A 26,399-nucleotide genomic window follows, 5' to 3' on the forward strand; every position below is an offset into this window, starting at 1 on the left:
ATGTGTGGAATAGCGGGCATATTTTCTACTAGAGCATCGACGTCGACGAATGTTGCGGTCACGATTGGCAAGATGGTACGGGCCATAGAGCATCGTGGGCCGGATGATCAAGGTACTTGGGTAGGTTCAGGTGTTGCGTTGGGGCATGCGCGACTGTCAATCATCGACCTAAGCGCTGCAGGACATCAACCCATGTCCAGTGAAGATGGTTGTATTCAAATAGCCTTCAATGGAGAGGTTTACAATTTTTTAGAGTTGCGCTCTGAGCTCGAAGAATTGGGTTACAGATTTAAAAGTAACACTGATACTGAAGTTGTATTGAATGGGTATCATTGCTGGGGTGAAAAAATATTCCAACGATTGCGAGGAATGTTTGCCATTGCATTGTGGGACCAGCGCAGTGAAAGTTTGATCATTGCTCGAGATCGAGTTGGGAAGAAGCCTTTATATTATGCCTGGCACAATGATGTGTTTTTATTTGGATCAGAAATTAAAGCCATTCTTGCTTGGCCTGGATTCAAACGAGAGCCCAATTATGAGGCTATTCATCACTATTTGACATTGCAATACATCCCGGCGCCGTGGTCAGCTTTTAAAGGTGTGAAGAAACTCCCGCAAGCCTGTTATATGATCATTAGCCGCGATGGAAAGGCTGATATCCAAAAATATTGGGCCCTCCCCGAGCCGTCACAAACACGCAGTCGTCCGCTGATAGAGTTGAAGGAAGAGCTTATCAGTTTGCTTGACGAAACTGTACGAATACGAATGATTTCCGATGTTCCGCTCGGCGCATTTCTTTCGGGAGGCGTCGATTCATCAGCCATAGTAGCCATGATGGCGCGACACTCCAGTGGGCGGGTCAAAACGTTTTGCATTGGTTTTGATGAAGCTAACTACGATGAGCGTGCATATGCGCGTATGGTCGCAGAGCGTTACGATACGGATCATCATGAGTTGGTTATCCGTCCCAACGCTACAGCAATTCTACCGCTACTTGCATGGCATTATAACGAGCCATTTGCTGACCCATCAGCTATCCCGACTTATTATGTTGCACAGATTGCACGGCAACATGTCACTGTTGCGCTAAATGGTGATGGGGGAGACGAAAGTTTTCTGGGATACAGTCGCTATTCACAATGTTTGCAGACCGAGTGGATTGGCAGTTTGCCACGGTCATTGCGGCAATTGGCCTCACGTATAGTTCAATCTATTCCGCCACATGTAGATCGTTATCGGGCCTTACGGGTGGCGCGTCGATGGTTATCTTACGTCAGTGAAAAAGACTCTCGCCGTTATGCTCCATCCATGGCGTATTTTTACGAGCATGACAAGATCGCCAGTTATGACGATCAGCTTCGACCATTTCTCGGGGGGTCGACGCTCGATTTGCTCGAGCCGTATTTTCAGCAATCCAAGTCTTATGTCGGCGGCGCAGCTTGGGCTGATATTCACACTTATCTACCGGACGACCTTCTGGTAAAGGTCGATGTTGCCAGCATGGCGCATGGTCTAGAGGCTAGGTCACCGTTGTTAGATCATAAACTCATGGAGTGGGCTGCGCGTATCCCTCCTGCACAAAAGATGAAAGGGGGGGTGACTAAATCCATTCTTAAGTCAGCATTGGAACCCTTTCTACCTAACGAGATACTCTATCGTCCCAAAATGGGTTTTGGCGTACCGATTGATGAGTGGCTTAAAGGCGAACTGAAGGAGTTCGCTTATGACACATTACTGAGTACGCGAGCCCGCCAGAGAGGTCTGATCTCAACAGCGTATGTCGAAACTATGCTAAATGAGCACTGTACTGGCAAGCGTCTGCATCACACTCGTCTATGGGCACTACTAATGTTAGAACTTTGGTTTCAGATGTGGATTGACCCTGCCATAGTTCCGTTATCGCCGCCCACTACACCAACATTAATGTGAACGCAAATATATCAATATGACAACTTCTGTCTGGCGCCACATTCTGCGCGGAATTAAATCATCAATTATTGCTCCGCCTGTCGGTACAGGAGGGACTGTTTCAGCCGAGTATTGCTACTCAGTCTATCTGCGCCACATGGTAATTGCAGATCAGCATGGTCTAGCAACGAGCCCTAAGACCATTGTTGAGCTTGGCCCAGGCGACTCCCTCGGGATTGGTCTTATGGGTATGCTCACGGGAGCGGAACAATATTACGCCCTTGATGCAGTTCGTCATGCAAAAAGAGAGGAAAATATTCGAGTTTTTGATGAGCTAGTGAAGCTGCTTAAAAGTCGATCGCCGATTCCATCGGGTGGTGAGTTTGCAGAAGTGTTACCGACTCTGGACGACTATAGTTTCCCAAATAAAATACTCAACGAATTCAAACTTGCACAAACACTTGCTCCCGAGCGTTTGAGCAGACTTCGCCTGGCCCTGGAAAGCGAGCTAACCGAAGGACCTATTCGCTACCTGGCACCAATGGGGCGAACAAATGAACTTCGGGATAACAGTGTGGATATGATCATCTCGCAAGCTGTAATGGAGCATGTTGATCAACTCCAAGATACTTATTCCGAATGCTTTCGTTGCTTGAAACACAGTGGGTTCATGTCGCACCAGATAGACCTCCGTTGTCACGATACTGCACCTGAATGGAATGGCCATTGGAAGTATTCCGATCTTACGTGGCGTTTGATGCGTGGCGGTCGGCCTTGGTTCATTAACCGGCAACCGTGCTCGGCTCACCTTGGTCTGGTTAAGCAGACAGGATTTAGCCTGCGTGCAGAAATAAAACAACCCGGAAATTTTGGTATTGCCCGTGAGCAGTTAGCAAGTCGTTTTCGGCTTATTTCCGAGAGTGACTTTCAAACAGCCGGCATTTTTGTCTTGGCGAGTAAGCCTGCATGAATAAGAAAGTAGTAGAGGCTCTTGAGTATATTAAGGAGCTTGAGCCGAACGGTGCAATATTTGCGATACCATTTACTATCGAGAGTAAAGATGTACTTGCGTTGTGCGATCATCCACTGTGTAAAGGGGTGGTCCTACGCACACCTTTGCCGGAAATAACAGCAGGCGTTACTAGCGAAAAGTTGGGTTTTTTTGAAAATAACAGTTGGCAGTTACCTACTGTGCGGGCGCCAGTTATTTTTATCGGTTCTCAGCTTATGCTGACTCGGCAGATGGCAATGCAAATTGTTAAGAGTCACAGAGTAAGCATTATATGCAAAAATAGTGGTGTGTATCATAGGCTATCTATTTGCCGATTTTTTATATGGCGCGCTGGAGAAAAACTTATTCTGAGTATTAATAAGAGCTCAGAAAATAATATATTGAGAAAGATTGTAGCCGTCGCGAAAAAAATTCCCGGGCTTCGAACGGTTTGGCGAAGAACGTTCAAGCGTGAAGACTTACTGTTGACAAAGTCGGGTAATGAGCAATCGAATAATAGTGGCCTTACTTCAGATGTGCTTTATCAGGAGTTGCTACAACGCGCTGTTGAGTCCGTTTCTCGTATGGATTACACCGCCATTCCACGGCGGGTAATTCTCGTTAATGCCGGGCTGGCTGCTGGAGGAGCCGAGCGTCAGATTGTAAATACGCTAATTGGTCTAAAGGCTTCAGGGCAATGTGAATCGATTGCGTTGCTCGCCGAATATATTGAATATGCACCAAACCTTGATTTCTTCTTGCATGAGTTACAAATAGCGAAAATTGAAGTGAGTCAGGTACGACATGCCATATCATTAAGTGACGATGGCCTCTCCTCAGTAACCCCAGAGGTGGCCGAGCTACTAGCAGATATTGCACCTGCATTGATCGAAGAAATACTGAATCTCGTCGAAGAGTTTCGCTCTAGACGACCAGAAGTTGTCCATGCTTGGCAAGACTCGAGCAGTATCAAGGCAGGTATTGCCGCAGTCATTGCTGGTGTACCGCGTATTATTTTGGCCAGTCGAAATATAACGCCAGTAAATTTTAGTTACTATCAAGATTACATGCATCCAGCATATCGGGCTCTGGCCTCACTGGAGTGTGTAACGTTTCTAAATAATAGTGAGGCCGGTGCAGTCGACTATACGAAATGGCTTGAGCTTCCTAAAGATCGATTTGTAGTTGTTCGTAACGGCGTGGATCTTGGTTACTTAAAGAAATCGGAAGCAGAAGCAGTTCAGGAGTATCGACAATCTCTTGGTATTCCTGAAAGTGCTCTAGTAGTGGGTTCTATTTTTCGGTTTTGGGCGGAAAAGCGACCGATGCTCTGGTTGCAAGCGGCAGCGTTACTAGCAGGACGTTATCCCGATGTGCATTTCTTAGTTATCGGAGAAGGTCCGATGCGTCAAGAAATGGAGTCATACATCAATAGCAATGGATTACGTGGCCGTGTACACCTTCCGGGAGCTCGTCCGGAGGTCTCGACCCCGCTGTCCGCCATGAACTTTTTTGTCTTGGCATCGGAGTTCGAAGGAACCCCTAATGTAGTTCTTGAGGCTCAGTGGTTGGGACTTCCGATTGTTTCAACTGATGCAGGTGGCGCTCGTGAATCATTTGAACATGGTGTGACTGGATTATTAGCTACTAACGCAACAGCAGAGGATATTGCAGCATTGGTCGCAAAGTATCTAACAAGCCCGATTATGCGAGCCGACTCAAAAAAACAAGGACCGATCTTTGTTGAGCGAAAGTTTGGTGTCGCGCGGATGATTGAAGAAACTATCAAGCTCTATGGCTTTCTACCAAGCGAGCTGGTATTGAACTCGGTGACAGGGTCACCTGCAGAAAAAAGGTGATTACTTGAGTAGGTACAGCATTACTTCAGCTATTAAAGGCCTCTATACAAACCGTAGCTTGCTTCACTCACTCGTTACTCGCGATGTCGCATCGCGATATCGCGGTACGATGCTTGGTTTCCTGTGGGCTGTGGTTTATCCACTGATGATGCTTGCTGTCTACACCTTTGTTTTTGGTGGAGTATTTAATGCACGATGGGCAAGCGGTGGGGGCATGAAGGATTTTGTGCTGATGTTGTACTGCGGCTTAATCATACATGCTGTGTTTTCCGAAACCCTAACGCGGTCGCCTTCAGCAATTGTCGCCAATCCTAGTTATGTTAAGAAGGTGGTTTTCCCTCTTGAATTATTACCTGTCTGCCATCTAGCATCGGCGGCGTTCAATGCGTTGATTGGTATTGGATTGCTAGGCGTGTTCTTGCTTATCGAGCATAAAACGATTTCGCTAACGGCTTTATATGTGCCGTTGGTGTTTCTTCCTTTGTTGTTACTCACGGCGGGTCTCGCCTGGTTTCTCGCCGCGATAGGTGTCTTTTTTCGTGATGTTGGGCAAATGATTGGAGTGATGATGTCGGTACTTTTATTTCTAAGTCCGGTGTTTTATGCATCCTCTGCCGCACCACCGTTGGCACAAAAAATAATCTATCTTAATCCACTGACTTTTCCGATCGAGCAATTTCGAGCAGTGTTGATTTTGGGAGAGCAACCAGACTGGATTTCTTGGGTGGCGTATTCTTCTGTTTCTGTTTTAGTGGCTATAGCCGGTCTTTGGGTGTTTCAGAAAGTTCGCCCTGTATTTGCGGATGTAATTTGATATGAGCACATCAATGGAACGGCCGATTCAACTTGACTCTATCAGTAAATGTTATCGAATTTATAAGAATCCGAAAGACAGACTTAAACAAGCTTTGCTCGATCGATTTCAGAGGGGGCTAGGTAGAAAGAACCCATCTTATCTTTATCGTGAGCACTGGGCATTACGCGATGTTAGTTTTGAGCTTCAAGCGGGAGAGGCTGTTGGTATTCTTGGTCGTAATGGTGCAGGTAAGAGCACTCTGTTACAGATCATAGCAGGGACCTTGGAGCCTACCTCGGGTGTGGTGCAGTCGAGGGGACGGATAACTGCTTTGTTGGAATTGGGTAGTGGCTTCAATCCTGAGTTTACGGGGCGAGAGAATGTCTTTCTTAATGCGCAAATCTTGGGTATGTCGAATGAAGACGTTGTTACTCGCTTTGATGATATAGCCAGCTTCGCAGACATAGGCAGTTTTATTGAGCAGCCGGTAAAGACGTATAGTTCCGGAATGATGATGCGGCTTGCTTTTGCTGTCCAGACAGTTTTGGATCCAGATGTTTTAATTGTCGATGAGGCCTTATCTGTTGGCGACGTAAAGTTTCAGGAAAAGTGTTTTCGTAAGCTCAGAAGCCTTAGAGATGATGGTACGAGTATTCTTTTTGTTTCCCATGACATTAACGCGGTAACCAGTTTTTGTGACCGTGCTCTACTATTCGAGTCTGGACGATTGATTAGTTCTGGCAAGCCTGTCGACGTTTCAAAGGCTTTTATCGAAACCTTATACAGCGACTCTCCAGCCAACCGTGTAGATGAGGTGAGTGAAAACCTATCCGTCGAGAATACTCTGGATTTCGAATCATCTGATCAAACTGCTATTGAAGATGAGGATGGGAAAATAAAGCAACCGGATGATTACCGTTTCGGGAATCGTAAGGTTGAAATACTAAAAATTGCTATTTTTGATCAGGATGGCAATCAGACTGAAGTCCTTGTTTCTGGTGCTCGTTATACAATTACTCAAACAATCATAGCTCATGCTCCCATTGTTGATCTGTCTTCCGGTTTTATAATCAGAAACAAAAGAGGGATTGATATTTTTGGAGTGACCAATAAAACAGCGGGTGTGGATTTTTCCCCAATAGAAACCGGTCAGACTTTACTGGTCAGCATTGAGATTGATACATGGTTGGCTGCGGGTGATTATTTCTTGCAGGCGGCAAATGCTGGCGATGACGGAGTTCAATATGACTGTAGGATCGACGCTCTGCATTTTGTAGTCATTAATACACCTGTATTGTTTACCACATCAATTGTTAACCTGAACCCGAAGTTTCGGTTTGATCTGGTCCGCACGATACCAAATATAGCGAGCTCTAAAAATGGATAATCTTATAACTTTTCAGCAGCTTGGCATAGCTGATGAGATGACTAATCCGGCTGTAAAGAAAATTCTCGATGCTGTTTCTCCCTATAGCATGGTTCATGAGACAGGTATCGTATTTAGTATGGGTGCTGTCGTCTATGCAATAAAGAATAAGCTCCCAGGAGCGATTCTAGAATGCGGAACTTGGAGGGGAGGATGTTCGGTTGCTATGTTGTTGATTCAGCGTGAACTGTTCGGGAAAGTAGTAAAGCCTGTCTACATGTTGGACAGTTTCGAAGGTTTGCCTAGTGTTGATCATAGAGATGGTCCTCTCGCGGCGGAATGGCAAGCAGGTGCAGATAAGGAAAAATTCTTCGATAATTGTAAAGCAGCACAGAATGATCTTGAAAGCTTATTGCAATTGCATAATTTTTCTTCTGCTGATTATAAGGTGGTTAGAGGCTGGTTTGATAATACTATTCCAGTTGTTGCATCGGAGCTTTCAGCTCAAGGTCTTGCTGTTCTTAGGCTTGATGGAGATTGGTATTCCTCCACAGATGTTGCATTGAGATATCTTTGCCCTATTACAGTTGAGCAGGGTGTTGTCGTTGTTGATGATTATTATGCTTGGGATGGATGCGCGCGGGCCACACACGACTATCTATCAAGTAATGATCTACCTTATCGAATAAAATCGCTACCCTACAATTTTGGAGCCTATTTCATCAAGCGAGCATGCAGAACCAGTTTCAACGAATTTTGAGGAGGTGGGTATGGTTAAAAGAATTCACTGGACTCCCCAATTAGTCAGCACATTTTGGGATGGGGTGGCGCAAACAGAACTTGATAACCTGTCTTTCGGTAAAGTTGCAGGACCAGACTTTATTGAGCTCATTAGTAAGTTTCTTGTTCCAGGCGGTCGTCACCTGGATTTTGGGGCAGGTAGTGGTCATGTACTTCAAATTCTTTTGGATCGTGGGCTAAATGCCGCTGGATTTGATCCATCACCAGATCGTCAAGCACTGTTGTTAGATAAAATAGGTGGGCACCAGAACTTTTTGGGTGTTCAAGGTGCCGACTCTAACGAGCAATATGATGTCGTTCTCTTGATGGAAGTTATTGAGCATATATTGGACGATGACTTTCAACAGGTGCTAGAGCGAGTTGCAATGTTTGTCAAGCCAGGAGGGAGTTTAATTGTATCAACTCCTAATAATGAAAATTTAGAGACTGCAAGTGTCTATTGCCCTGTCTCAGATACTTTTTTTCATCCTTGGCAACATGTTCGTAGTTTTACTCCGGATAAACTTTCTGGATGCCTCGCTGGTTTTGGGTTTACCTCGGAGTTTATTGCTTTGGCAGATTTTTCAGCTGACGCAGAAGCTTTAAAATTACAAAAGGCTGGCGTGGTATCCAAGGCGCAATTAGCGCAATTGAATGAGGCTGTTAAATTAGCTGTTAAAGAGTGCGACCTACAACGGCAAGAGCTTGATAAGATTGATGATTTCTTGGGCAGTCGTGTCAATCTAAGTGTTTGGCAGAAAATAAAAATTCGTATAAAGCTATTGTTTCAGTTTCGAAAAAAAGTTTCCGAATTACATTCAATCGCACACGCCATGTCCTATCGTCTTAATGAAGTATCTACAGATACACTTAGAGTGCTCGGGACGGTACTGGAGAACAATGACGAATCTCCATTGGTTGATGCGCCAGACGGTATCAATTTGCGTATTGGGCGAGAGACGACCATTGTTTATGTAGGTCGAAAAATATGAGAATCGGGCTTTTCAGTGTTTTCAAGTCGTCGCCTTGGTTGGGCTCTGGTATTGGTGTATATGCTGAGGTAGCAGTACATACTGCTGAACTATAACTTAAAGGCTGTTAGCTAATGTTTAGCATTGAATTTTTACATGTAATACGCGAATACGAGTATAACAAGATTGTCGCCCGACTCCCTCCGGGGAGTCGAGTGCTCGAGATTGGCGGGGGTACGGGATATCAGGCAAAACGTTTGGCTGAGGATGGCTTTATCGTTGACTCAATTGATATACCTGACTCGAACTATGCGGGCCAAGGTGAGTTTCCGGTTCAGCCTTACGATGGTCGGAATATTCCTTTTCCAGAGAATAACTTTGATGTGGTGTTCTCTTCAAATGTTCTAGAGCATGTTCTTGATTTGCCATATCTCCAAGCAGAGATTAAGAGGGTTTTGAAGCCTAATGGTATTTGTGTGCATCTCATGCCAACGGGCGCATGGCGTTTTTGGACTAATATTGCACACTACATAGAGCTTTTTCAGCGGCTATGCTGTTTGGCTCCTCGTTTGTTTCCCAGAGGCCTTTCAAAGCGTGCACTTTCTGATGCAATGAGTGTGGCACGATTGATGGCCGGGACAGTGAAACACTATGCAATCGTTCCGCGTCACGGTGAGACCGGTAATGCTGTTAGCGAAATAGTAACTTTTAGTTCAAGTCACTGGGTTAAGCATTTCCTGAGCCAAGGTTTCTCAATTCAAGAGGCTACTTCTGCGGGACTTTTCTATACTGGGCATATGGTGTTAGGGACAAAGCTATCATTAAGCCTGCGGCAAGTGCTTTCCAAATTTCTTGGTAGCGCCTGTGTGATTTATGTAGTTCACCCTAAATAGGCGTTTTGAGGTATTGCGCTTGAGCGAGTCACGGATAGTTCGGTTAATGCTGCGTTTGATTTCCGCTGATGTAACTTGGTTGATTCATCGTTTAAAGTTGTCGCTAGGGTGGCGTGGAGTAGTCCCTCGCCCCAGTATGTTAGTGACGAAGGTTCGGCCAGTTAGCCAGCGATATAGTAGGTTTTCGGGTCAAAACGTACCAATAAAAGTCATAGTGTTTTCTCATAATCTTTGCTATGAGGGAGCGTCAATAAGTTTAAAGGAACTTGTTATTGGTTTGTTTCATTGCCAAGAAATCATTCCAGAGGTTTTTGCCTTCGAGGACGGCCCGCTGCGTGCTGAATATATTTCGCACGGGATTAAGGTAACAGTGCTTCCAGGAATACTGCATAAAATTTCAACGTTTAAAAAGTTGAACGTTGAAGTCGAGCGCCTAGCTTTACTTATCAGTGAGCGCGAGACTGACTTGGTTTTTGTAAATACTCTTTTAAACTTTCCGGCGATTCTGGCCGCAGAACATGCTGGCGTACCTTCAGTATGGAACCCTCGCGAGAGTGAACCTTGGAACAGTTATTTCCGCTTTTTGCCTGACCCGGTTGCGCAGCGTGCGATTGCTGCGATCGGACTGCCTAGACGCGTCGTATTTGTTGCGCATGCCACGCGAAAGGTCTGGTCGGATTTTGATGAGCAGAATAGTTTTACAGTCATTCATAATGGAATAAATCCCAATCGTTTTGATCGTTGCAGGGATCTTGCTGAGAAAGCGCGTTGCCGTGATGCTTTAGGTTTGAGTGCCAACTCTATAGTGATTTTGTGTGTGGGCACATTGTGCGAAAGGAAGGGCCAGATGGATTTGGTCGAGGCTCTTTCCCAGTTATCAGATACAGTTTCTAACCGGGTTAAGATAGTGTTAGTCGGAGATGATCGTGGTGGCTATGCCGATGCTATTAAAAGCGCTTGCAATGCACTTCCCAGCGGACTTCGTAGTTGTATTCTGACTATTCCTGCGACTGAGTCGATAGACTCTTTCTACGCGGCGGCTGATATTTTTGTTCTTAGTTCAAGGGTTGAAAGTTTTCCTCGTGTGGTGCTTGAAGCCATGCTTTTTGGGTTGCCAATTATCACTACCCCCGTATTCGGGGTGTTGGAACAAGTAGTTGAGGGCCTAAATGCGCTGTTCTATTCACCGGGCGATACGAGTTTGTTGGCAAAGCAAATCGAACTGTTAGTAGATGATGACAAGCAACGTTTGCGAATGGCCGAAAACTCCTTGCAGATCATATCGCAGATGACAACTTTTAATGAGATGGTGGCTGCTTATGCCAGTGTTTTCAGGGACGCTACACACTGAGATGCTATGAGCTGGCCAAGGGGGTTGGTGTTCTGAGCATTTATTTTGTAAGTGATACTGAGTAGCCCATTAACCCTGATAATTGAGTTGCTCGGTGGAGTGATAGATGGATGATGACTAGCTGCCTGAAGCACTCGCCCGTTTAGGATACCAGGCCGTGAAATTCCACGGCCTGTACGTTCACCAGAATCAGTCGCTCTGGTCAGTCGTGGAAATCACTTCATCAATCTTCCAGCAACCCTTGTCCTTGATCATCCGTACATCGACGATCTGGGTGGTATCCGGGGTACTGCCCAGCGTTACCTGCTCCTTGGCGCTGGAGCCCTGGATCTGCGGTTCGCTGACCTTGATCTGGGTCAGCCACTCGTCCATGTAGTCCTGGGCCTTGAGGAAGTAGTCCTCTTCCAGGCCGTCGGGGCTGGCCATCTGTTTCTTGATCTTGGCGATCAGCGAGTCAGAGACGTACTTCTTCATTTCTGGGACGTTGTCGGTCAGAGGGTCCTTGTCTTCGCTGAAGGTTTGCAGGTACCAGCTGTAGAACGCCTGAGTGGCGGGTTTTGGCGAGCTGGCGCAGTCGGCCAGGGCGACCGACTGATGCATGGCGACCGCTGCCAGCAGCGAGCAGAACAGCATTCTCATGGGGAACCCCTTACGGATGGCGATAGATTTTGTAGGCAGGCTTGTGCACCCGATAGGAATGTCCCGGGTAAAAACCGTGCAGTTGCTTGAAGTCTGACACCCAGAGCTTGCCGTTGAACATCGCCATGTGGCCGTGGGGATGCCCGGCAATGGGCTGGATGATGACCACGTCGCCTGCTGCAGGCGTCTGGCCGGCCGGTTGCTCGATAAACCCGGCGGAGGTCAATGATGAGCCGAAATCCTTGGCCGAGTGCTTCCTGTGCAAAATCACCCCACCGCCACCGGCTTCGATCGCCTGGCGGGTGTAGGCCGCGCAGCGTCCGGTACTGCCGGCGTGAGCGTGCGCGTTCAAGTGACTGATAGCGGCTTGTTTATTCCACATTCCTTGTCATCCGAGAGTCCTGGAGAGCGGCGAGTTTATGCTTGCGCAGGGATGCCGGGAATACTGGCTAAGTGCCTTATTTTCGGGCTTTGGGGGGCGCATCACAGTTATCGTTCTGACCGGTAAAACCGCGCTGAGTCAAAGCCGGCAAAGGAGGCCTCAACCCTTCAGCCGGGCTGTAACTCAAGGGCGCTGCGCGATGCCGTTTGCACCCGGTTGCGCCCTCGGTCTTTGGCGCCATACAGCGCTTCATCGGCCAGGGATAGCAAGCGCGGCAGGTCGTAGCCCTGGGTTTCGCTGGTCACCACGCCGATGCTGACACTGAGCAGCCCTGGCTTCAGCAGAGGCAATCGTGCAAATGCTTGGCGAATCCGTTCGGCCACCAGCACGGCGGACTGCTCATCGGTCGACTCCAGGAGGCAAGCGAACTCTTCACCGCCGATGCGGGCAAACACGTCTTTCTCGCGCAGGGTTTCTGAGAGCACCCGGCTGAAGGCGATCAGCGCCTGGTCCCCGGTCTGATGGCCGAAGGCGTCGTTCAGGCGCTTGAAATGATCAAGGTCGCACAGCAACAGGGCCATTGGCGCGCCTCGGCGCTGGCATTCGAGCAGCATCTGCTCGCCATGGACCATGAACGCCCGGCGGTTACCAATGCCCGTCAGGGCGTCGCTGAAGGCCGCCGCCTTGAAGCGCAACTCCACCCGCTCCTTGACCATGCACAGGGTGACGTAGGCAATGCCGATCACATACAGCATCGACTCGAACAACATGAACGAGAACAGTGGCACTCCGGCGCCGTAGCCTTTCAGCGCCTGATCCATCGCCAGGCCCTGGTCAATGACGGCACGCACGCTGTAGAACGTGGTGTGCAGCAGGGTCAGGGCCAGGGCAGGCATATAGGCGACTTCCAACTGCCGGCGGCTGCGCCAGAACTCCAGCATGGTCAGCAGGCCATAACCGGCCGTCAGCAGCGAATACACCGACACCCGAACCGTCATCGACTGATAGAACGCAGGCACCATGCACAGGACCAGCCAGATGCCGGCCCCGGCGAGCATGCCCGGAGCATGGGGCGAACGCCCGGCGAACACTCGCATCGCCGTCCAGTTGAGACCGGCGCTCAGCAGCAGGACCACGTTGCCGAGCACTTTCGGTACGCAGTCCATGCCCATGTCGCGCAGGCTCACCAGCACCATCCCCGCCGCGGCCAGCAGCATCATGCCGCCGAGGTAGGCCAGCGGGCGCTCGCGGGGTTCCTGCCGCCAGGCGTGGAAGGTCAGCAGGCTCATGAGGAAGAAAATGAACACCGAGACGACCAGCAGGGTGGGGATATGCAGGGCCATGTCCGGGGTTCTCGTGATGTCGCGTTCAAGGGCGGGGAAGCAAAGCCGCGGCCGGAAGCGGGCGAATTGCCATCAGTGGGCGCGATTGTAGCGAGAACTTCCGGGCCTTGGTGGATGTTGCTGCAGGAAGTGCCCGGTCTAGCGAAATACGCCGCAGACCGCGTTGCCCTGGTAGCCGTGCGCGATCGGTCCGAGAAACATGAACGGACCACAAGCGTAGAAATCCGAACTGATTTTCCGATTTGTGTACAGCAGCGGCACTTCGACGCCATTGATATCGTCGCCATAGGCGGTGGCGCTGTAGGACTCGCAGACTGGCAGCTTGAGTGGAATTGGCAGGATCACGACCAAGAGGGTGGTGCCACACCACTGGCGTTCGGGCGTGCTCTTTTCCGTGTGGGTGACAACCGGCTTCATGGAGTTGCCGATGAGCCTTTGGTGAGCCTCGGTTTTCGAAACTTGCATGTAGGGCATATCCACCCAGGCGCCCACGCAGCCGCTGAGGCCAAGGGCTGCAAACGTGGCAACCATTGCGCTTTTCATGGTCCGCCGCACGGGCTGCTGGAGGACCAGGCTGGGGTTCATGGCCGGTGCTTCGGGCTTGGATTCCAGGGGGGCGGCAAAGCTGCGTAGGTCGTGCATCCTGCACCTGTTGTCGAAGTGGCCGAGCCTTCCCGTCCCCGGGTTTCAGGCATTAAAAAGCCGGCTTGTGGCCGGCTTCTCGGGGACTGGCTTGGTTCATTTTTGGTAAACCGCACCAGCCTTCAAAACGTACACCCAGCTCTTGCGGCTGGCTGTGGGACTGGGCAGGAAAGTCATCCGCTTCGTCGGGCGATCTGACCGCCTGAGGGGTCGATGCGCAAATGTGGGGCGCAGCATACGCATATTCGTCGGCAATTCCCAGTGCGAAGCGCTATCCAGAGGCCTTGAGGCGGTAAAAAGTGTGGGGAATGTGTTGCTGGATGCGTGGTTGCCGGAAGAGGCTTTTCACCGGCAAGCCGGCTCCTGCAGGCGATGCTGCGGTGTGCGGGCATAAAAAAACCCCGGATAACCGGGGTTCTTTCTTGAGGCGTGTTGCTCGAAGCTTGCAGCGGCTTCTTAGCCCTTATAGGCGGCAACCGACTTCAGGATCTCGGCGCGGGCTGCATCGGCATTGCCCCAACCGTCGATCTTCACCCACTTGCCTTTTTCGAGGTCTTTGTAGTTCTCGAAGAAGTGCTTGATCTGTTCCAGCAGCAGGGCTGGCAGGTCGGTGTATTCCTTCACGTCGACGTACAGCTGGGACAGCTTGTCGTGTGGTACTGCGATGACCTTGGCGTCGCCGCCGCCGTCGTCGGTCATGTTCAGGATGCCCACTGGACGGGCACGGATCACCGAGCCTGGCGCTACTGGGTACGGGGTCACGACCAGCACGTCGAGGGGGTCGCCGTCGTCAGCCAGGGTGTTGGGGATGAAGCCGTAGTTGGCCGGGTAGAACATTGGGGTGGCCATGAAACGGTCAACGAACAGGCAGTCGCTGTCTTTGTCGATTTCGTACTTGATCGGCGCATGGTTGGCCGGGATTTCGATCGCGACGTAGATGTCGTTCGGCAGGTCTTTGCCCGCCGGAATCTTGCTGTAGCTCATTGGGCGTTGCCCCCGTTAGTTGACCAAATGACTTGGCCGGATTGACCAAAAAGTGGCGGCGATTATAGACACACTCCGCAACCGTTGCTACGTGCCAAGGGTCGTAGAACCTTGGTTGTACTGTCTCGCAGACGTGTTCGGACGGGCCGTGCGACCGGCGGTTTTGCCATCGGTCGGCAGGCATGGCAGTGGTCTTTCAACTGGCCTTCAGATGAACAACGTATCAGCGCGACAGGACATTAGTGGTGCGTTTGATAGACCGGATCTTCAGCTTGAAGTTGCTGCAGCCGGGCCAATGGATTCTGCCGATAAAACAACTGCAACTGTTCATAGACTTTCGGATAGGCCGCCACGAGCAAATCCGGGGCGCTGAAGAAGTATTCGCTGGTGACGGCGAAGAACTCCGCAGGGTTTTCCGCCGCGTAGGGATCGATGGCGGTTTCTGTGTCTGGGTCATGGTCGAGCTGACGGTTGAGATCGTCGTAGGCACTTTGCATCACCTGCGCCCAGTCGCTGACTCGCATGTCGCTGTGCAGCGGCGGCAGGCCATTGGCGTCGCCGTTGAGCATGTCCAGCTTGTGGGCGAGTTCGTGGATCACCAGGTTGTAGGCTTCCCAACCGCCACTGGCCAGCACCCCGGGCCAGGCGAGGATGATCGGGCCCTGCTGCCAGGCTTCGCCGCTGTGCTCGCCGTCCCATTCATGTTCGATACCGCTGGCATCGCGGTGGCGCTGGGGGCTGAGGAAATCGTCGGGATAAAGAATGATTTCATGGAAGCCCTGGTACCAGTTCAGGTCGCCCAGGTGCAGCAGCGGCAGTTGCGCCTGGGCCGCCAGCAGCAGGCGTTGCTCCTGATGCAGCTCCACGCCGGGCAGGGCGGTAAGGTGCTTGTCGTCGAGAAACAGCACACTGGCTTCCCGTAGCCACTGGTCCTCGGCGACGCTGATGCCGTCGAGGAAGGGCAGGTGCTGGCGCACCCGCTGCCAGGTTTCATCGCTGACCGGGTGCTTGGCCAGCCGGCGCTTGCGGCGCCAGGCGCTGAGGGACCACATGCTGGTTAGCGGGTTTCGGCTTTTTCAGCGCTGCGGCTGAAGCGGCTGCGCAGCAGGCCAATGATCATCGGCACCAGGGACAGGAGGATGATGGCCACCACCAGCAACGACAGGTTCTTCTTGATGAACGGCACGTTGCCGAAGAAGTAGCCCAGGGTCACCAGGCCGCCGACCCAGAGGATGGTGCCGGCCACGCTGAAGGCGAAAAAGCGCGGGTAGGGCATGCGGGCCACGCCGGCGACGAAAGGCGCGAAGGTGCGGATGATCGGCAGGAAGCGCGCCAGGGTTACGGTCTTGCCACCGTGCTTTTCATAGAAATCGTGGGTTTTTTGCAGGTAGTCGCGGCGGAAGATCTTCGAATTGGGGTTGCTGAACAGCCGTTCTCCCGCTGTTCGCCCGATCACGTAGTTGGTGCTGTCACCGAGGATCGCCGCCAGCATCAGCAGGCCGCCCAGCAGCACCGGGTCCATGCCGCCGCCTGCGGCCACTGCGCCGGCGATGAACAGCAGGGAGTCACCGGGCAGGAACGGGGTCACCACCAGGCCGGTTTCACAGAAAATCACCAGAAACAGGATGGCGTAGATCCAGGGCCCGTAGTTGGTCACCAGCATGTCGAGATAAACGTCGAGATGAAGGATTAGGTCGATCGGGTTGAAATCCATTGGGGCACCTGTGGTGACAGCCTGGCTCGGCAGGCCTGTGCGATGACTCGGAGAAAGGGACTACAAGGATGTGTAGATTTTCTTACGACTCGAAAAGGTCGGCATTATAAAGGCTGATAGGTGAAATGCGTGTTCAGATTGTAGCGGGGCGTTTCGGTGTGCTCAGCGTGGCAGGCTGCCTGGGATATTCCCTGGCCTGAGGGGATAAGGCGGCCCTTGGGCCGCCGTCAGTGAGATCAGCTATCGCTGAGGGGCAGGATGTAGTTCTTGAACTCGCTGTCTTCGCGAAAGCCCATGGACTCGTAGGTTTTCTGCGCCACGGCGTTGTTGCTACTGGTGGACACTCGCAGGCGAACAGCGTTGGTTTCCTTGGCCATCTTCTTCGCGGTACGCATCAGGTTGTCGGCCACCAGCTGACGCCGAGCATCTTCAGCGACGTAGATGTCGTTGAGAATCCATACACGCTTCAGAGACAGGGAAGAAAAGCTCGGGTACAGCTGGCAAAAACCCAGCAATTTGCTGCTGTCATCATCGGCCAGGGCCAGGTAGATCACCGATTCCTTGCGTCGCAGGCGCTTTTCCAGAAAGGCCCGGGACGAGTCCGGGTAAGGCAGGGCGCCATAGAATTCGCGGTACTTGACGAATAACGGGGTCAACAGATCCAGGTGCTCGAGGGTTGCTTGAGTAATCCGCATGGTGGCTCTCAACTTCAAGTGGATGTGACGGCACAGGTTGGATGACTCGGGCAGCCGTGTTCCGATGCTGCCCAAAGCGGCGAAAAAGCGCAATCGTCTTGCAAAATCACGCTTGGGGTGGTCCCAGAAGGAAGTTGCCCTTCATGTCTGCCGTTGAGTCGCTGTCCAGGGTCTGCACTTGCGCTTCGTCTTTGAGGTTCACCCCCGACAATTGCCGGCGGCAGGCTTCACGCATCAAGTACAGCAGGCGGTGGGCGGCCATGCCATAACTCAGGCCTTCCAGGCGCACGTTGGAGATGCAGTTGCGATAGGCGTCGGTGAGCCCGACTTTCGGCTGGTAGGTGAAGTACAGCCCCAGGCTGTCGGGAGAACTGAGCCCAGGACGCTCACCGATCAGGATCACGGTCATTTTCGCCCCCAGCAGCTCGCCAATCTCGTCGGCTACCGCTACGCGACCCTGTTCCACCAGGATTACCGGCGACAGCGACCAGCCTTCGGCTGCGGTCTGTTCTTCCATGCGCGCCAGAAAGGGCAGGGTGTGGCGATGCACCGCCAGGGCCGACAGGCCATCGGCCACCACCACCGCCAGGTCGACTCCGCCGGGATGAGCGCTGGCATAGTCCCGCAGGGCCTGGGCCGAGTCATCGCTGAGCCGACGTCCCAGGTCGGGCCGTTGCAGGTAGCTGTGGCGATCGGTGGCGGCGCTGTGGACCAGCAGGCTGTCACGTCCACGCTCGGCCAACTGGGTGCTCAGGCCGGCGTGGTCGAAGGGCAGGTGCACGGCATCCCGGGCCTGAGCGTGGGCGAACTGGAAGTCCAGCTGGGCGCCGGTCGGCAGGCTGGTGCCGGTGCGGCCCAGGGCAATGCGCGCGGGGGTCAGGCGACGCAATTCCAGCCAGGGGTTTTGCGAGTCGGTCGGATGTTTTTGCATGAGCCTGTTCCTTATCCCAACTGGGCCAGTGCCTGGCGGAAAGCCGGTGGCAGGTTGTTGCCGAAATGCACCTTGCCGTCGGCCTGGGTGAAGATGCCGGTCCTGGCCAGCCATTGCTCGAACTCGGGTGCAGGTTTCAGGCCCAGGGTCTGGCGAGCATAGAGCGCGTCGTGGAAGGACGTGGTCTGGTAGTTGAGCATGATGTCGTCGGAGCCGGGGATGCCCATGATGAAGTTGATTCCGGCCACGCCCAGCAGGGTCAGCAGGTTATCCATGTCGTCCTGATCGGCTTCGGCGTGGTTGGTGTAGCAGATGTCGCAACCCATGGGCACGCCCAGCAACTTGCCGCAGAAGTGGTCCTCAAGGCCGGCGCGGATGATCTGCTTGCCGTTGTACAGGTACTCGGGACCGATGAACCCCACCACGGTATTCACCAGGAACGGCTTGAAGTGCCGGGCCACGGCATAGGCGCGGGTTTCACAGGTCTGCTGGTCGATGCCGAAGTGGGCGTTGGCCGACAAGGCGCTGCCCTGGCCGGTCTCGAAGTACATCAGGTTCTGCCCGAGGGTGCCGCGGTTCAGGCTCAGGCCTGCCTCATAGCCCTCCTGGAGCACGTTGAGGTTGATACCGAAGCTGGCGTTGGCGGCTTCGGTGCCGGCAATCGACTGGAACACCAGATCCAGGGGGACACCGCGATTGATCGCTTCGATGGAGGTGGTGACGTGGGTCAGCACGCAGGCCTGGGTTGGGATCTCGTAGCGCTGGATGATGGCGTCGAGCATTTCCAGCATGGCGCAGATCGAGGCGATGCTGTCGGTGGCCGGGTTGATGCCGATCATCGCATCGCCGTTGCCGTACAGCAGGCCGTCGAGAATGCTCGCGGCGATGCCGGCCGGCTCGTCGGTGGGGTGGTTGGGTTGCAGGCGGGTGGACAGTCGCCCGCGCAGGCCCAGGGTGCCGCGAAACTTTGTCACCACGCGAATCTTCTGCGCCACCAGGATCAGGTCCTGCACGCGCATGATCTTCGACACCGCGGCGGCCATTTCCGGGGTCAGGCCCGGCGCCAGTGCCCGCAGGCTCTGCTCGTCGGCGGCGTCACTGAGCAGCCAGTCGCGAAAACCGCCAACGGTGAGGTGGCTGACGGTGGCGAAAGCCTGCTTGTCATGGCTGTCGATGATCAGTCGGGTGACTTCGTCGGACTCATAGGGAATCAGCACTTCTTCGAGAAAGTGCTTGAGGGGGATATCCGCCAGGGTCATCTGGGCAGCGACCCGTTCGCCGTCGTTGAGGGCGGCGACCCCGGCCAGAAAATCTCCGGAACGGGCCGGGCTGGCCTTGGCCATGACTTCCTTGAGGCTGTCGAAGCGATAGGTCTGAGAACCTACGCTGTGGGAAAATTGGGCCATCTCAGTCTCCGTTTCAACGATGTAGGGGCGTTGCCGAGTGCTGGCGGATCATCAGGATGCCACCTTCTTCAGCAGGTTTTCCAGACGGTTTCCGGCAGCCCGGTGGTGGAGGATGGCAAAGGCCTTTTCCGCCACCAGACTGCCGCCTTCCAGCGGTGGCAGGCCACCGCTGTAGATGTTCGAGATCACGGTGTATTCATAGCGAATGTCCGGGTTGCCGCTGAACTGGGCGGCGGCGCGGCGGGCCTGGTCGTCCGGCAGGCGGTAGCCCAGGTAGGCGGACATGCTGCGCGAGGCCAGGGCATCGCCGCCGGGACGCTCGCCGATCAGCACGATGATCAGTTGCGGTTGCAGGGCTTCGCCCACCGACTCCGCCAGCTTGACCCGGCCATAGGGCGCGAGGATCGGCTGGCCGATGCGCAGTTCGCGACTCTGCAGGCCGTCCATCAGCACCGGCAGCAACTCGGGAATGTTGTGGTGGATGGCCTCGGCACTGAGGCCGTCGGAAATCACGATCTGCACGTCGTTGTATTCCGGTTTAAGGCGCCGCAGCACTTCCTCGGTCAGTCGCGCGCCCAGCTCCGGGTCTTGCAGGTGAGCCAGCTTGTCCGGGGCAGCGGTACGCAGCTCGCGCAGGGCAATGGCGCCGATTTCGCTGGGGCGCAGGTCGACGTAGATCGCCTCTCGGGCCACCGCGAGGTTGGCGCGCACGGTCCGCGACACCGTGTTGGCCGGGCGTGGGCCGGCATTGTCGAAGCCGTAGGTGGCCGGGGTGGATTCCAGCAGGCGCTGGAAGTCGATGTCCGATGCGCAGAAGATCCGCGGATTGCCCCAGTTCGGCCCGCGCTCCACGTTGCCGTGGGCGTCCTCCTGGAAAATCCCCTTGCCCAGGGCCCAGCGCAAGTATTCCGGGGCCGGCGCCAGGTCGTGGACTTCTCGCAGGGTCTGGTTGTCGTGGGCGCTGGTGTCGAAGTAGGCGAGCATGCGGTCGGTGCTCAGGTACACGTCCATGAAGAAGTTGGCGCCTGCGGCAGTCAGCAATTCAGTGGCCATCTGCTGGCCTTCCAGGGTCACCTGGGAATGCAGGGTGTAGCAGGGCGCCATGCCCATGGGCAGGCCCAGCAGCTTGCCCATGAACTGGTCCTGCAGGCAGGAATAGGTCATCTCGAAGTTGTCGAGGTGGGTTTCCGGGCCGATGAAACCGGTGACGTTATTCACCATGTATGGCCGATAGCGCCGGGCCAGCCCGTAGCACAGGGCTTCGCACGTGGTCATGTCGATGCCTTCGTGCTTGCCGTAGGTCAGCTCGCTGCCCTGGCCGGTCTCGAAGTACATGAAGTTTTCCGCAACATCGCGCAGCGGGCCACGTTCGGTCATGGTCTGCCAGGCCTGATCCAGCAGCTGCACGGTGACGTCGAACTCGTCGGTCAGGGTGCGCTCGGTCCCGGCCAGGCTCTGGAACATGATTTCCACCGGGGCGCCCTGGTCGAGGCAGGCCAACTGGGTCTTGATGTGGGAGAGCACGCAGATCTGCGTCGGTGCTCCGGTTTCCCGGCGTAACTTGTCCAGGTGGTGCAGGGTGGCGCTGATGTTGTCCACGGTGTCGATGGCCGGGTTGAGGCCGATCAACGCGTCCCCCGAGCCCATGCTCAGGCCGGTGTAGACCAGTAGGGTGATGCCGCTGAGGTTGTCGGTGGGATGGTTGGGCTGCAGCCGCGACGACAGAGTACCGGGCAGGCCCACCAGGGTCCTGGCCTTGGCCGCCGCGCCGCTCTTGAGCTTTTTCGACAGCAGGATCAGTTCGTGGACATCCAGCAGCTTGGCCAGGGCAGCCACCATGACCCCGGTCAGGGCCGTGCCGATGCGGCGTATTTCGGTGCCATGGCTGCGCAACAGGCGATCTTTCAGGGCGCCCAGGGTCAGGTCGGCGATCTCGCCAAAGACGCTGGGGTCGATGTCGTAGTTGACCTGCATGACACTGTCGATGCGGCCGTGGCGGTCTGTCAGCGGATGCTGGAAATAGTGATCCAGGGTCAGCTCGGAGAGCACCTTGCGCGCCGCCTCGCGGGTGATTTCATCTGCAGCCGCGAGCCCCGCCACCCGGTCCCCGGCCTTGCTGATGTCGGCGGCGCCGAGCACCGCCTTGAGGCTGGCGAAGCCTATTTCGCGGTCCAGCACCCGGGTGCTGTAGGCCTGTTCGGCAAGCACTTCGGGAAGGCGGATGTGCTGCAGTGCGGTGAGTGACATGGCAAGACTCTCCTTGGCCGGCATCGGCTCAGTGCACGCCGTAGAAGGCGACGGGCACGATGTGCTGGTGGGGTTTTCCCAGGTTGATGAAGTGTGCCGAACGCTCGCGTACTTCATCGATGACGATCAGGTTGCAAGAACTGCGCCCCCAATCCGTGGCGTAGTTGCCCAGGACCTTGCCGACGTTGCTTTCCAGCAGCAGCACCAGCGGCCACTGCGGGGCGGGGCGCGCCTGGTCCAGGGCCCGGGCCAGGCGTGCGCCCAGCTGGCGGAGGTCTTCCAGTCGTGGCGCCTGGCCGTTGTCGAGCAATTGCAGGCAAGCGCCGTCGCAGCTGCTCAGTGCCAGGGCCAGGGCGTCGTCCAGTTGCTGCTGGGTGGCACCCATGGGCAACCGGGCGACGATGGGCAGGTCCTTGAGGGGCAGCACCTCGGGCTGGGGCAGAAACAGGGTGCTGCCGGAAATCTCGGTGTTGTGCAGGGTCAGGCCGTAGACCGTGGCTCGGCCGCGGTTTTCCGGCACCAGCCGGGTGGCCGCCCGCACCAGTCGCGGGTGGCGGGCAATGGCCAGGGCCAGATCGATGCCCAGATCGCCGTAGTAGGTGGTGCCGGGCATGGGTTCGCCTTGCAGGTGGCGATAGAGCAGTTCGCCCACGCCACCGGAAAAAGTCAGGGCCGGGTCGGCATTGTGGTGAGGGAGGATCAGCGGCAGTTGCTCGGTCAGTTGGCCCAGCCGGCTGGCAAAGAAGTTGCGATCACCTTCGGCAATGGCGACCAGGGCATCGATGTACCAATTGACCACCGCGTCCAGCTCGGAACGGTCGAGGACCTGTCCGGAACTCTTGCGGATTGCCAGGTGATCGAACAGTGCCTGGCCGAACTCCGATACGCCGCTGAGACGATAACTGCCCGGTTCGAACTGAACGTGCCGGGCACCGATGAAATGGCAGCCGCTGGCCAGGACATTGCCATCCAGGCCCCAGGCGGCGTTGGTGGTGCCCCCGCCGATATCCAGGTTGAGTATCGGTTGCCGAGCGTGGAAGCGGCTCAGCGCCGAACAACTGCCCATGAACGCCAGCCAGGACTCCAGTCCACCGTCGTCGGCGCGAGTGATCAGGGCGTTACCGATCAATTGGCCGACCAGTTGCGCCAGGGCCTGGGCGTTGTGCCGCCGCGCCGCCAGGCCGGTGATGATCACGCCACCGGAGAACAGCTGTTCCGGGTTCACCCCGGCCTGTTCGAGCCAGGTTTGGATCAGGGTCCGGATCGCGGCTTCATCGATGACCTGGTCCTTGAACGGGGTGAACACCGGTTCGCCACGAAACAGCACCCGGGGCTCGTTGAGGGCCATGCGCCCAGTGATGCAGTGGCTGCTCAGGCTGGCCTGGGCGATCAGCGCGCTGCTGGTGGTGGACCCGAAGTCCAGCCCCAGCAACAGTACCGATGCGCCGCCCGTGATGGCTTGCATGCAGGCGTTCCTCGCCGCGCCGGGGTCAGGCGGTGGCCTTCTGGCCTGCAGGTTCCGGAGTGTCCAGCGCGGTGCCGCCCAGGTACTCGCCCGGGGCGATGATCCCCGCTGCCCGATCCTGGGCTTCCAGTTGCAGCGCCTTGGGCACCGACAGCCAGTAGGCCAGGCCGACGGCGACGAAGCCGGCGCTGATCTTGCCGATCAGTACCGGCAGGATGATGGTGGGCTGGAAGTTGGCGGTGAAGGACAGGTGATCCCCCAGCAGGAACGCGGCGCAGACACCAAAGGCGATATTGACCACTTTGTCCTTGGGCGGCATGAGGCGTACCAGGCGGAACATGGCGAGGATGTTGGCGATGGTTGCCAGCATGCCGGCGCTGCCTACCGCACTCAGGCCGATCTTGCCGCCGAGGTTTTCCAGAGGCTTGCCCAGGTATTTGCGCAGCAGATAGACCATGGGGAAGGCGCCGGCCAGCATGATGCCGATGTAGCCGGCGGTTTCCAGGGCGCGGGTCTGGTCCTGGGCGTCGGCGATGATCGGGTGGAAGCCCCAGCCGCCAAATACCGCGGAGAAGACCCCGGTGAAGTATTCGACGATGGAGAACACCAGCACCAGTTTGATGGCTGCGTCCATGGCGCGGCCGAAGATGATGAAGCCCTTGATCATCATGTCCGGCAAAAAGCGCAGGCCCAGGGCCAGGGCCACGACGAAGATCAGGATCGGCAGCAGGTTGGCGAAGATGCTGCCCAGGCCCAGGGCCAGTTGGTAGCTGGCTTCACCGTTGGTGCTGACCAGTTCGCGTACCACCGGGTTGCTGAAAGCCAGGATCAGGCTGGCGATCATCACCCCGACGGGGATGGTCAGGATGCCGGACATGATCCCCAGGGCCATGTACTTGTGGTCGCGCTTGTCGAGCATTGCCAGGCCCATGGGAATCGAGAAGACGATGGTCGCACCGCCCATGAAGCCGGTGATCAGGGCCATCACCAGGGCTTCCTTGCTGGCGGCCAGGGCCGAGGCCAGCTGATAGCCGCCCATGTCCGAGGCAATGATCATGGTCGCCGCCAGGGCCGGGTCGGCTCCGAGGGAGTTGAAGAACGGGCCGAAGACCGTCTCGATGACCACGGTCAGGTAGGGGATGGAAGCCATGATCCCCGCGGCCGGCACGAAGATGTAACCGGTGGCATGGATGCCTTCCATGAATTCTTTGCCCAATCCTCGCTCGCTGTCATAGATGGCGGCGAAGGCACCGAGTACGGCGCAGAGCATGATGAGGTAGAGCACGTAGTTGCCGATCTGATCCATTGCGTTTGTCCCTTGTTATTGTTTTTCAAGCAGGGTCTGTGCACGACTGGTTTGGCGCAGAACTTCCGACAGCAGTGTCCCGTCCGGCAAGCCTTCGGCACCGGATCAGAGCAGGTGAACGGGCGCGGCGAGGCCGCGAAAAGGTCTCCCGGCGACCTGGGTCGCCGGGAGGGTCGATCAGAAGAAGCCCAGAGGGTTGATGTCGTAGCTCACCAGCAGGTTCTTGGTCTGCTGGTAGTGGTCGAGCATCATCTTGTGGGTCTCGCGGCCGACGCCGGATTTCTTGTAGCCACCGAACGCGGCGTGAGCCGGGTACAGGTGGTAGCAGTTGGTCCAGACGCGGCCGGCCTTGATCCCGCGGCCCATGCGATAGGCGCGGTTGATGTCGCGGGTCCAGACCCCGGCACCCAGGCCGAACTCGGTGTCGTTGGCGATGGCCAGGGCTTCGGCTTCGTCCTTGAAGGTGGTGACGCTGACCACCGGGCCAAAGATTTCTTCCTGGAACACGCGCATCTTGTTGGTGCCCTTGAGCAGGGTCGGCTGGATGTAGTAGCCGCTGGACAGGTCGCCTTCGAGTTTCTCCACCTTGCCGCCGGTGAGCAGCTGCGCGCCTTCGTTCTTGGCGATGTCGAGGTAGGAGAGGATCTTGTCGAACTGCTGCTCGGAAGCCTGGGCGCCGACCATGGTGTCGGTGTCCAGTGGGTCGCCGCGCTTGATCTGCTCGATCTTCTTCATCACGACTTGCATGAATTCGTCGTAGATCGATTCCTGTACCAGGGCTCGGGATGGGCAGGTGCAGACCTCACCCTGGTTGAAGAACGCCAGCACCAGGCCTTCGGCGGCCTTTTCGATGAATTTTGGCTCGGCCTGCATGATGTCTTCGAAGAAGATGTTCGGCGACTTGCCGCCCAGTTCCACGGTGGACGGAATGATGTTCTCGGCGGCGCATTTCATGATGTGCGAGCCCACCGGGGTCGAGCCGGTGAAGGCGATCTTGGCGATGCGCTTGCTGGTGGCCAGGGCTTCGCCGGCTTCGCGGCCGAAACCTTGCACCACGTTGAGCACGCCCGGTGGCAGCAGGTCGCCGATCACTTCCATGAGCACGGTGATGCCCAGCGGGGTCTGCTCGGCCGGCTTGAGTACCACGCAGTTGCCAGCGGCCAGGGCTGGGGCGAGTTTCCAGGCGGCCATCAGGATCGGGAAGTTCCACGGGATGATCTGCCCGACCACGCCCAGGGGTTCATGGATGTGGTAGGCCACGGTGTTGCCGTCGATTTCCGCGGCGCTGCCTTCCTGGGCCCGCAGGCAACCGGCGAAGTAGCGGAAGTGGTCGGCGGCCAGGGGAATGTCGGCGTTCAGGGTTTCGCGAACGGCCTTGCCGTTGTCCCAGGTTTCGGTGATGGCCAGCAGTTCGAGGTTCTGTTCGATGCGGTCGGCGATCTTCAGCAGGATCAGCGAACGGGCCTGCACCGAGGTGGCGCCCCAGGCGTCGGCGGCGGCATGGGCAGCGTCCAGCGCCTTGTCGATGTCTTCGGCGGTGGAGCGGGGGAATTCTGCAATAGGCTGGCCGTTGACCGGCGAGGTGTTGGTGAAGTACTGGCCTTTGACTGGCGCAACGAATTCGCCGCCGATGTAGTTACCGTACTTGCTCTTGAACGAAACGATAGCGCCTTCAGTACCGGGGTGTGCGTAACGCATGGTGGGTATCTCCTGGCTTTTATGCTTATGGG

Annotated in this window: 23 protein-coding genes; 9 read left to right on the plus strand and 14 right to left on the minus strand. The window is 55.4% G+C overall.

Translation table 11 applies throughout. The features are described 5' to 3' along the window. From asnB to FW796_RS27345, 9 genes are all read left to right on the plus strand, one after another. Window positions 1–1,929 (plus strand): asparagine synthase (glutamine-hydrolyzing), encoded by a 1,929-nt coding sequence (gene asnB / locus FW796_RS27305; RefSeq protein WP_346635637.1) that lies wholly within the window; start codon window positions 1–3, stop codon window positions 1,927–1,929. Window positions 1,930–1,945: 16 nt separating this feature from the next. Beyond that, a complete protein-coding gene (locus FW796_RS27310; RefSeq protein WP_446440387.1) occupies window positions 1,946–2,878 on the plus strand; it encodes a methyltransferase domain-containing protein in 933 nt (310 codons plus the stop codon). Continuing rightward, window positions 2,875–4,758: a glycosyltransferase gene (locus FW796_RS27315; protein ID WP_446440388.1), complete on the plus strand. Its 1,884-nt coding sequence runs from the start codon at window positions 2,875–2,877 to the stop codon at window positions 4,756–4,758. The genes FW796_RS27310 and FW796_RS27315 overlap by 4 nt, the downstream gene beginning before the upstream one ends. A 4-nt stretch (window positions 4,759–4,762) precedes the next feature. Further along, a complete protein-coding gene (locus tag FW796_RS27320; protein WP_346635640.1) occupies window positions 4,763–5,572 on the plus strand; it encodes an ABC transporter permease in 810 nt (269 codons plus the stop codon). 13 nt (window positions 5,573–5,585) lie between these two features. Further along, the gene (locus FW796_RS27325; RefSeq protein WP_446440389.1) at window positions 5,586–6,941 is read left to right on the plus strand and encodes an ABC transporter ATP-binding protein; all 1,356 of its coding nucleotides are present in this window, start codon (window positions 5,586–5,588) and stop codon (window positions 6,939–6,941) included. Then, window positions 6,934–7,680 (plus strand): TylF/MycF/NovP-related O-methyltransferase, encoded by a 747-nt coding sequence (locus FW796_RS27330; RefSeq protein WP_346635642.1) that lies wholly within the window; start codon window positions 6,934–6,936, stop codon window positions 7,678–7,680. Before FW796_RS27325 ends, FW796_RS27330 begins: the two co-directional genes overlap by 8 nt. A 10-nt stretch (window positions 7,681–7,690) precedes the next feature. Continuing rightward, window positions 7,691–8,692 carry a class I SAM-dependent methyltransferase gene (locus FW796_RS27335; RefSeq protein WP_346635643.1) on the plus strand — a complete coding sequence of 334 codons (1,002 nt, stop codon included), beginning with the start codon at window positions 7,691–7,693 and terminating at the stop codon, window positions 8,690–8,692. A 113-nt stretch (window positions 8,693–8,805) separates the two neighbouring features. Continuing rightward, complete coding sequence (locus FW796_RS27340; RefSeq protein ID WP_346635644.1) at window positions 8,806–9,564, plus strand: class I SAM-dependent methyltransferase; 759 nt, start codon at window positions 8,806–8,808, stop codon at window positions 9,562–9,564. A 46-nt stretch (window positions 9,565–9,610) separates the two neighbouring features. After that, window positions 9,611–10,915, plus strand: a complete 1,305-nt coding sequence (locus tag FW796_RS27345; RefSeq protein ID WP_446440390.1) for a glycosyltransferase family 4 protein — start codon at window positions 9,611–9,613, stop codon at window positions 10,913–10,915. A gap of 189 nt (window positions 10,916–11,104) precedes the next feature. On the opposite strand, the gene FW796_RS27350 is transcribed toward FW796_RS27345, so the two are convergent. The 14 genes from FW796_RS27350 to exaC form a co-directional block, all read right to left on the minus strand. Next, the gene (locus tag FW796_RS27350) at window positions 11,105–11,554 is read right to left on the minus strand and encodes a DUF3828 domain-containing protein (protein WP_346635647.1); all 450 of its coding nucleotides are present in this window, start codon (window positions 11,552–11,554) and stop codon (window positions 11,105–11,107) included. Between the two features lie 10 nt (window positions 11,555–11,564). Continuing rightward, window positions 11,565–11,936, minus strand: coding sequence for a CHAP domain-containing protein (locus tag FW796_RS27355; protein WP_346635648.1), 372 nt, complete (start codon window positions 11,934–11,936; stop codon window positions 11,565–11,567). Window positions 11,937–12,103: 167 nt separating this feature from the next. Then, complete coding sequence (locus tag FW796_RS27360) at window positions 12,104–13,279, minus strand: diguanylate cyclase (RefSeq protein ID WP_446440391.1); 1,176 nt, start codon at window positions 13,277–13,279, stop codon at window positions 12,104–12,106. Window positions 13,280–13,417: 138 nt separating this feature from the next. Further along, window positions 13,418–13,921 carry a hypothetical protein gene (locus tag FW796_RS27365; RefSeq protein ID WP_346635650.1) on the minus strand — a complete coding sequence of 168 codons (504 nt, stop codon included), beginning with the start codon at window positions 13,919–13,921 and terminating at the stop codon, window positions 13,418–13,420. A 456-nt stretch (window positions 13,922–14,377) separates the two neighbouring features. Continuing rightward, window positions 14,378–14,905 (minus strand): inorganic diphosphatase, encoded by a 528-nt coding sequence (gene ppa, locus FW796_RS27370; protein ID WP_011063696.1) that lies wholly within the window; start codon window positions 14,903–14,905, stop codon window positions 14,378–14,380. Between the two features lie 239 nt (window positions 14,906–15,144). Further along, window positions 15,145–15,957 (minus strand): M90 family metallopeptidase, encoded by an 813-nt coding sequence (locus FW796_RS27375; RefSeq protein WP_346635652.1) that lies wholly within the window; start codon window positions 15,955–15,957, stop codon window positions 15,145–15,147. Window positions 15,958–15,962: 5 nt separating this feature from the next. After that, window positions 15,963–16,619: a DedA family protein gene (locus FW796_RS27380; RefSeq protein ID WP_346635654.1), complete on the minus strand. Its 657-nt coding sequence runs from the start codon at window positions 16,617–16,619 to the stop codon at window positions 15,963–15,965. Window positions 16,620–16,855: 236 nt separating this feature from the next. Beyond that, window positions 16,856–17,314 (minus strand): GNAT family N-acetyltransferase, encoded by a 459-nt coding sequence (locus FW796_RS27385; protein ID WP_346635655.1) that lies wholly within the window; start codon window positions 17,312–17,314, stop codon window positions 16,856–16,858. A gap of 106 nt (window positions 17,315–17,420) precedes the next feature. Then, window positions 17,421–18,245 carry an ethanolamine ammonia-lyase subunit EutC gene (eutC, locus tag FW796_RS27390; protein ID WP_123724370.1) on the minus strand — a complete coding sequence of 275 codons (825 nt, stop codon included), beginning with the start codon at window positions 18,243–18,245 and terminating at the stop codon, window positions 17,421–17,423. 11 nt (window positions 18,246–18,256) lie between these two features. Further along, complete coding sequence (locus FW796_RS27395; RefSeq protein WP_102882345.1) at window positions 18,257–19,651, minus strand: ethanolamine ammonia-lyase subunit EutB; 1,395 nt, start codon at window positions 19,649–19,651, stop codon at window positions 18,257–18,259. A gap of 51 nt (window positions 19,652–19,702) precedes the next feature. Further along, window positions 19,703–21,898, minus strand: coding sequence for an ethanolamine ammonia-lyase (locus FW796_RS27400; RefSeq protein ID WP_404937746.1), 2,196 nt, complete (start codon window positions 21,896–21,898; stop codon window positions 19,703–19,705). 28 nt (window positions 21,899–21,926) lie between these two features. Next, entirely contained in the window at window positions 21,927–23,363 is a 1,437-nt protein-coding gene (locus tag FW796_RS27405; protein ID WP_446440392.1) for an ethanolamine ammonia-lyase reactivating factor EutA, read from the minus strand. Window positions 23,364–23,388: 25 nt separating this feature from the next. Beyond that, window positions 23,389–24,669 (minus strand): ethanolamine utilization protein EutH, encoded by a 1,281-nt coding sequence (eutH, locus tag FW796_RS27410; RefSeq protein WP_103741402.1) that lies wholly within the window; start codon window positions 24,667–24,669, stop codon window positions 23,389–23,391. Between the two features lie 177 nt (window positions 24,670–24,846). Next, the gene (gene exaC, locus FW796_RS27415) at window positions 24,847–26,367 is read right to left on the minus strand and encodes an acetaldehyde dehydrogenase ExaC (protein ID WP_011063687.1); all 1,521 of its coding nucleotides are present in this window, start codon (window positions 26,365–26,367) and stop codon (window positions 24,847–24,849) included. Window positions 26,368–26,399: the final 32 nt, after the last annotated feature.

Source organism: Pseudomonas sp. 910_21 (genome assembly GCF_052850735.1).

Excerpts from the sequence above, each read along its gene's own strand:
- asnB (WP_346635637.1), top strand. The coding sequence starts at position 1 with ATGTGTGGAATAGCGGGCATATTTTCTACTAGAGCATCGACGTCGACG.
- FW796_RS27310 (WP_446440387.1), top strand. The coding sequence starts at position 1,946 with ATGACAACTTCTGTCTGGCGCCACATTCTGCGCGGAATTAAATCATCA.
- FW796_RS27315 (WP_446440388.1), top strand. The coding sequence starts at position 2,875 with ATGAATAAGAAAGTAGTAGAGGCTCTTGAGTATATTAAGGAGCTTGAG.
- FW796_RS27325 (WP_446440389.1), top strand. The coding sequence starts at position 5,586 with ATGGAACGGCCGATTCAACTTGACTCTATCAGTAAATGTTATCGAATT.
- FW796_RS27330 (WP_346635642.1), top strand. The coding sequence starts at position 6,934 with ATGGATAATCTTATAACTTTTCAGCAGCTTGGCATAGCTGATGAGATG.
- FW796_RS27335 (WP_346635643.1), top strand. The coding sequence starts at position 7,691 with ATGGTTAAAAGAATTCACTGGACTCCCCAATTAGTCAGCACATTTTGG.
- FW796_RS27340 (WP_346635644.1), top strand. The coding sequence starts at position 8,806 with ATGTTTAGCATTGAATTTTTACATGTAATACGCGAATACGAGTATAAC.
- FW796_RS27345 (WP_446440390.1), top strand. The coding sequence starts at position 9,611 with ATGCTGCGTTTGATTTCCGCTGATGTAACTTGGTTGATTCATCGTTTA.
- FW796_RS27350 (WP_346635647.1), bottom strand. The coding sequence starts at position 11,554 with ATGAGAATGCTGTTCTGCTCGCTGCTGGCAGCGGTCGCCATGCATCAG.
- FW796_RS27355 (WP_346635648.1), bottom strand. The coding sequence starts at position 11,936 with ATGTGGAATAAACAAGCCGCTATCAGTCACTTGAACGCGCACGCTCAC.
- FW796_RS27360 (WP_446440391.1), bottom strand. The coding sequence starts at position 13,279 with ATGGCCCTGCATATCCCCACCCTGCTGGTCGTCTCGGTGTTCATTTTC.
- FW796_RS27365 (WP_346635650.1), bottom strand. The coding sequence starts at position 13,921 with ATGCACGACCTACGCAGCTTTGCCGCCCCCCTGGAATCCAAGCCCGAA.
- ppa (WP_011063696.1), bottom strand. The coding sequence starts at position 14,905 with ATGAGCTACAGCAAGATTCCGGCGGGCAAAGACCTGCCGAACGACATC.
- FW796_RS27375 (WP_346635652.1), bottom strand. The coding sequence starts at position 15,957 with ATGTGGTCCCTCAGCGCCTGGCGCCGCAAGCGCCGGCTGGCCAAGCAC.
- FW796_RS27380 (WP_346635654.1), bottom strand. The coding sequence starts at position 16,619 with ATGGATTTCAACCCGATCGACCTAATCCTTCATCTCGACGTTTATCTC.
- FW796_RS27385 (WP_346635655.1), bottom strand. The coding sequence starts at position 17,314 with ATGCGGATTACTCAAGCAACCCTCGAGCACCTGGATCTGTTGACCCCG.
- eutC (WP_123724370.1), bottom strand. The coding sequence starts at position 18,245 with ATGCAAAAACATCCGACCGACTCGCAAAACCCCTGGCTGGAATTGCGT.
- FW796_RS27395 (WP_102882345.1), bottom strand. The coding sequence starts at position 19,651 with ATGGCCCAATTTTCCCACAGCGTAGGTTCTCAGACCTATCGCTTCGAC.
- FW796_RS27400 (WP_404937746.1), bottom strand. The coding sequence starts at position 21,898 with ATGTCACTCACCGCACTGCAGCACATCCGCCTTCCCGAAGTGCTTGCC.
- FW796_RS27405 (WP_446440392.1), bottom strand. The coding sequence starts at position 23,363 with ATGCAAGCCATCACGGGCGGCGCATCGGTACTGTTGCTGGGGCTGGAC.
- eutH (WP_103741402.1), bottom strand. The coding sequence starts at position 24,669 with ATGGATCAGATCGGCAACTACGTGCTCTACCTCATCATGCTCTGCGCC.
- exaC (WP_011063687.1), bottom strand. The coding sequence starts at position 26,367 with ATGCGTTACGCACACCCCGGTACTGAAGGCGCTATCGTTTCGTTCAAG.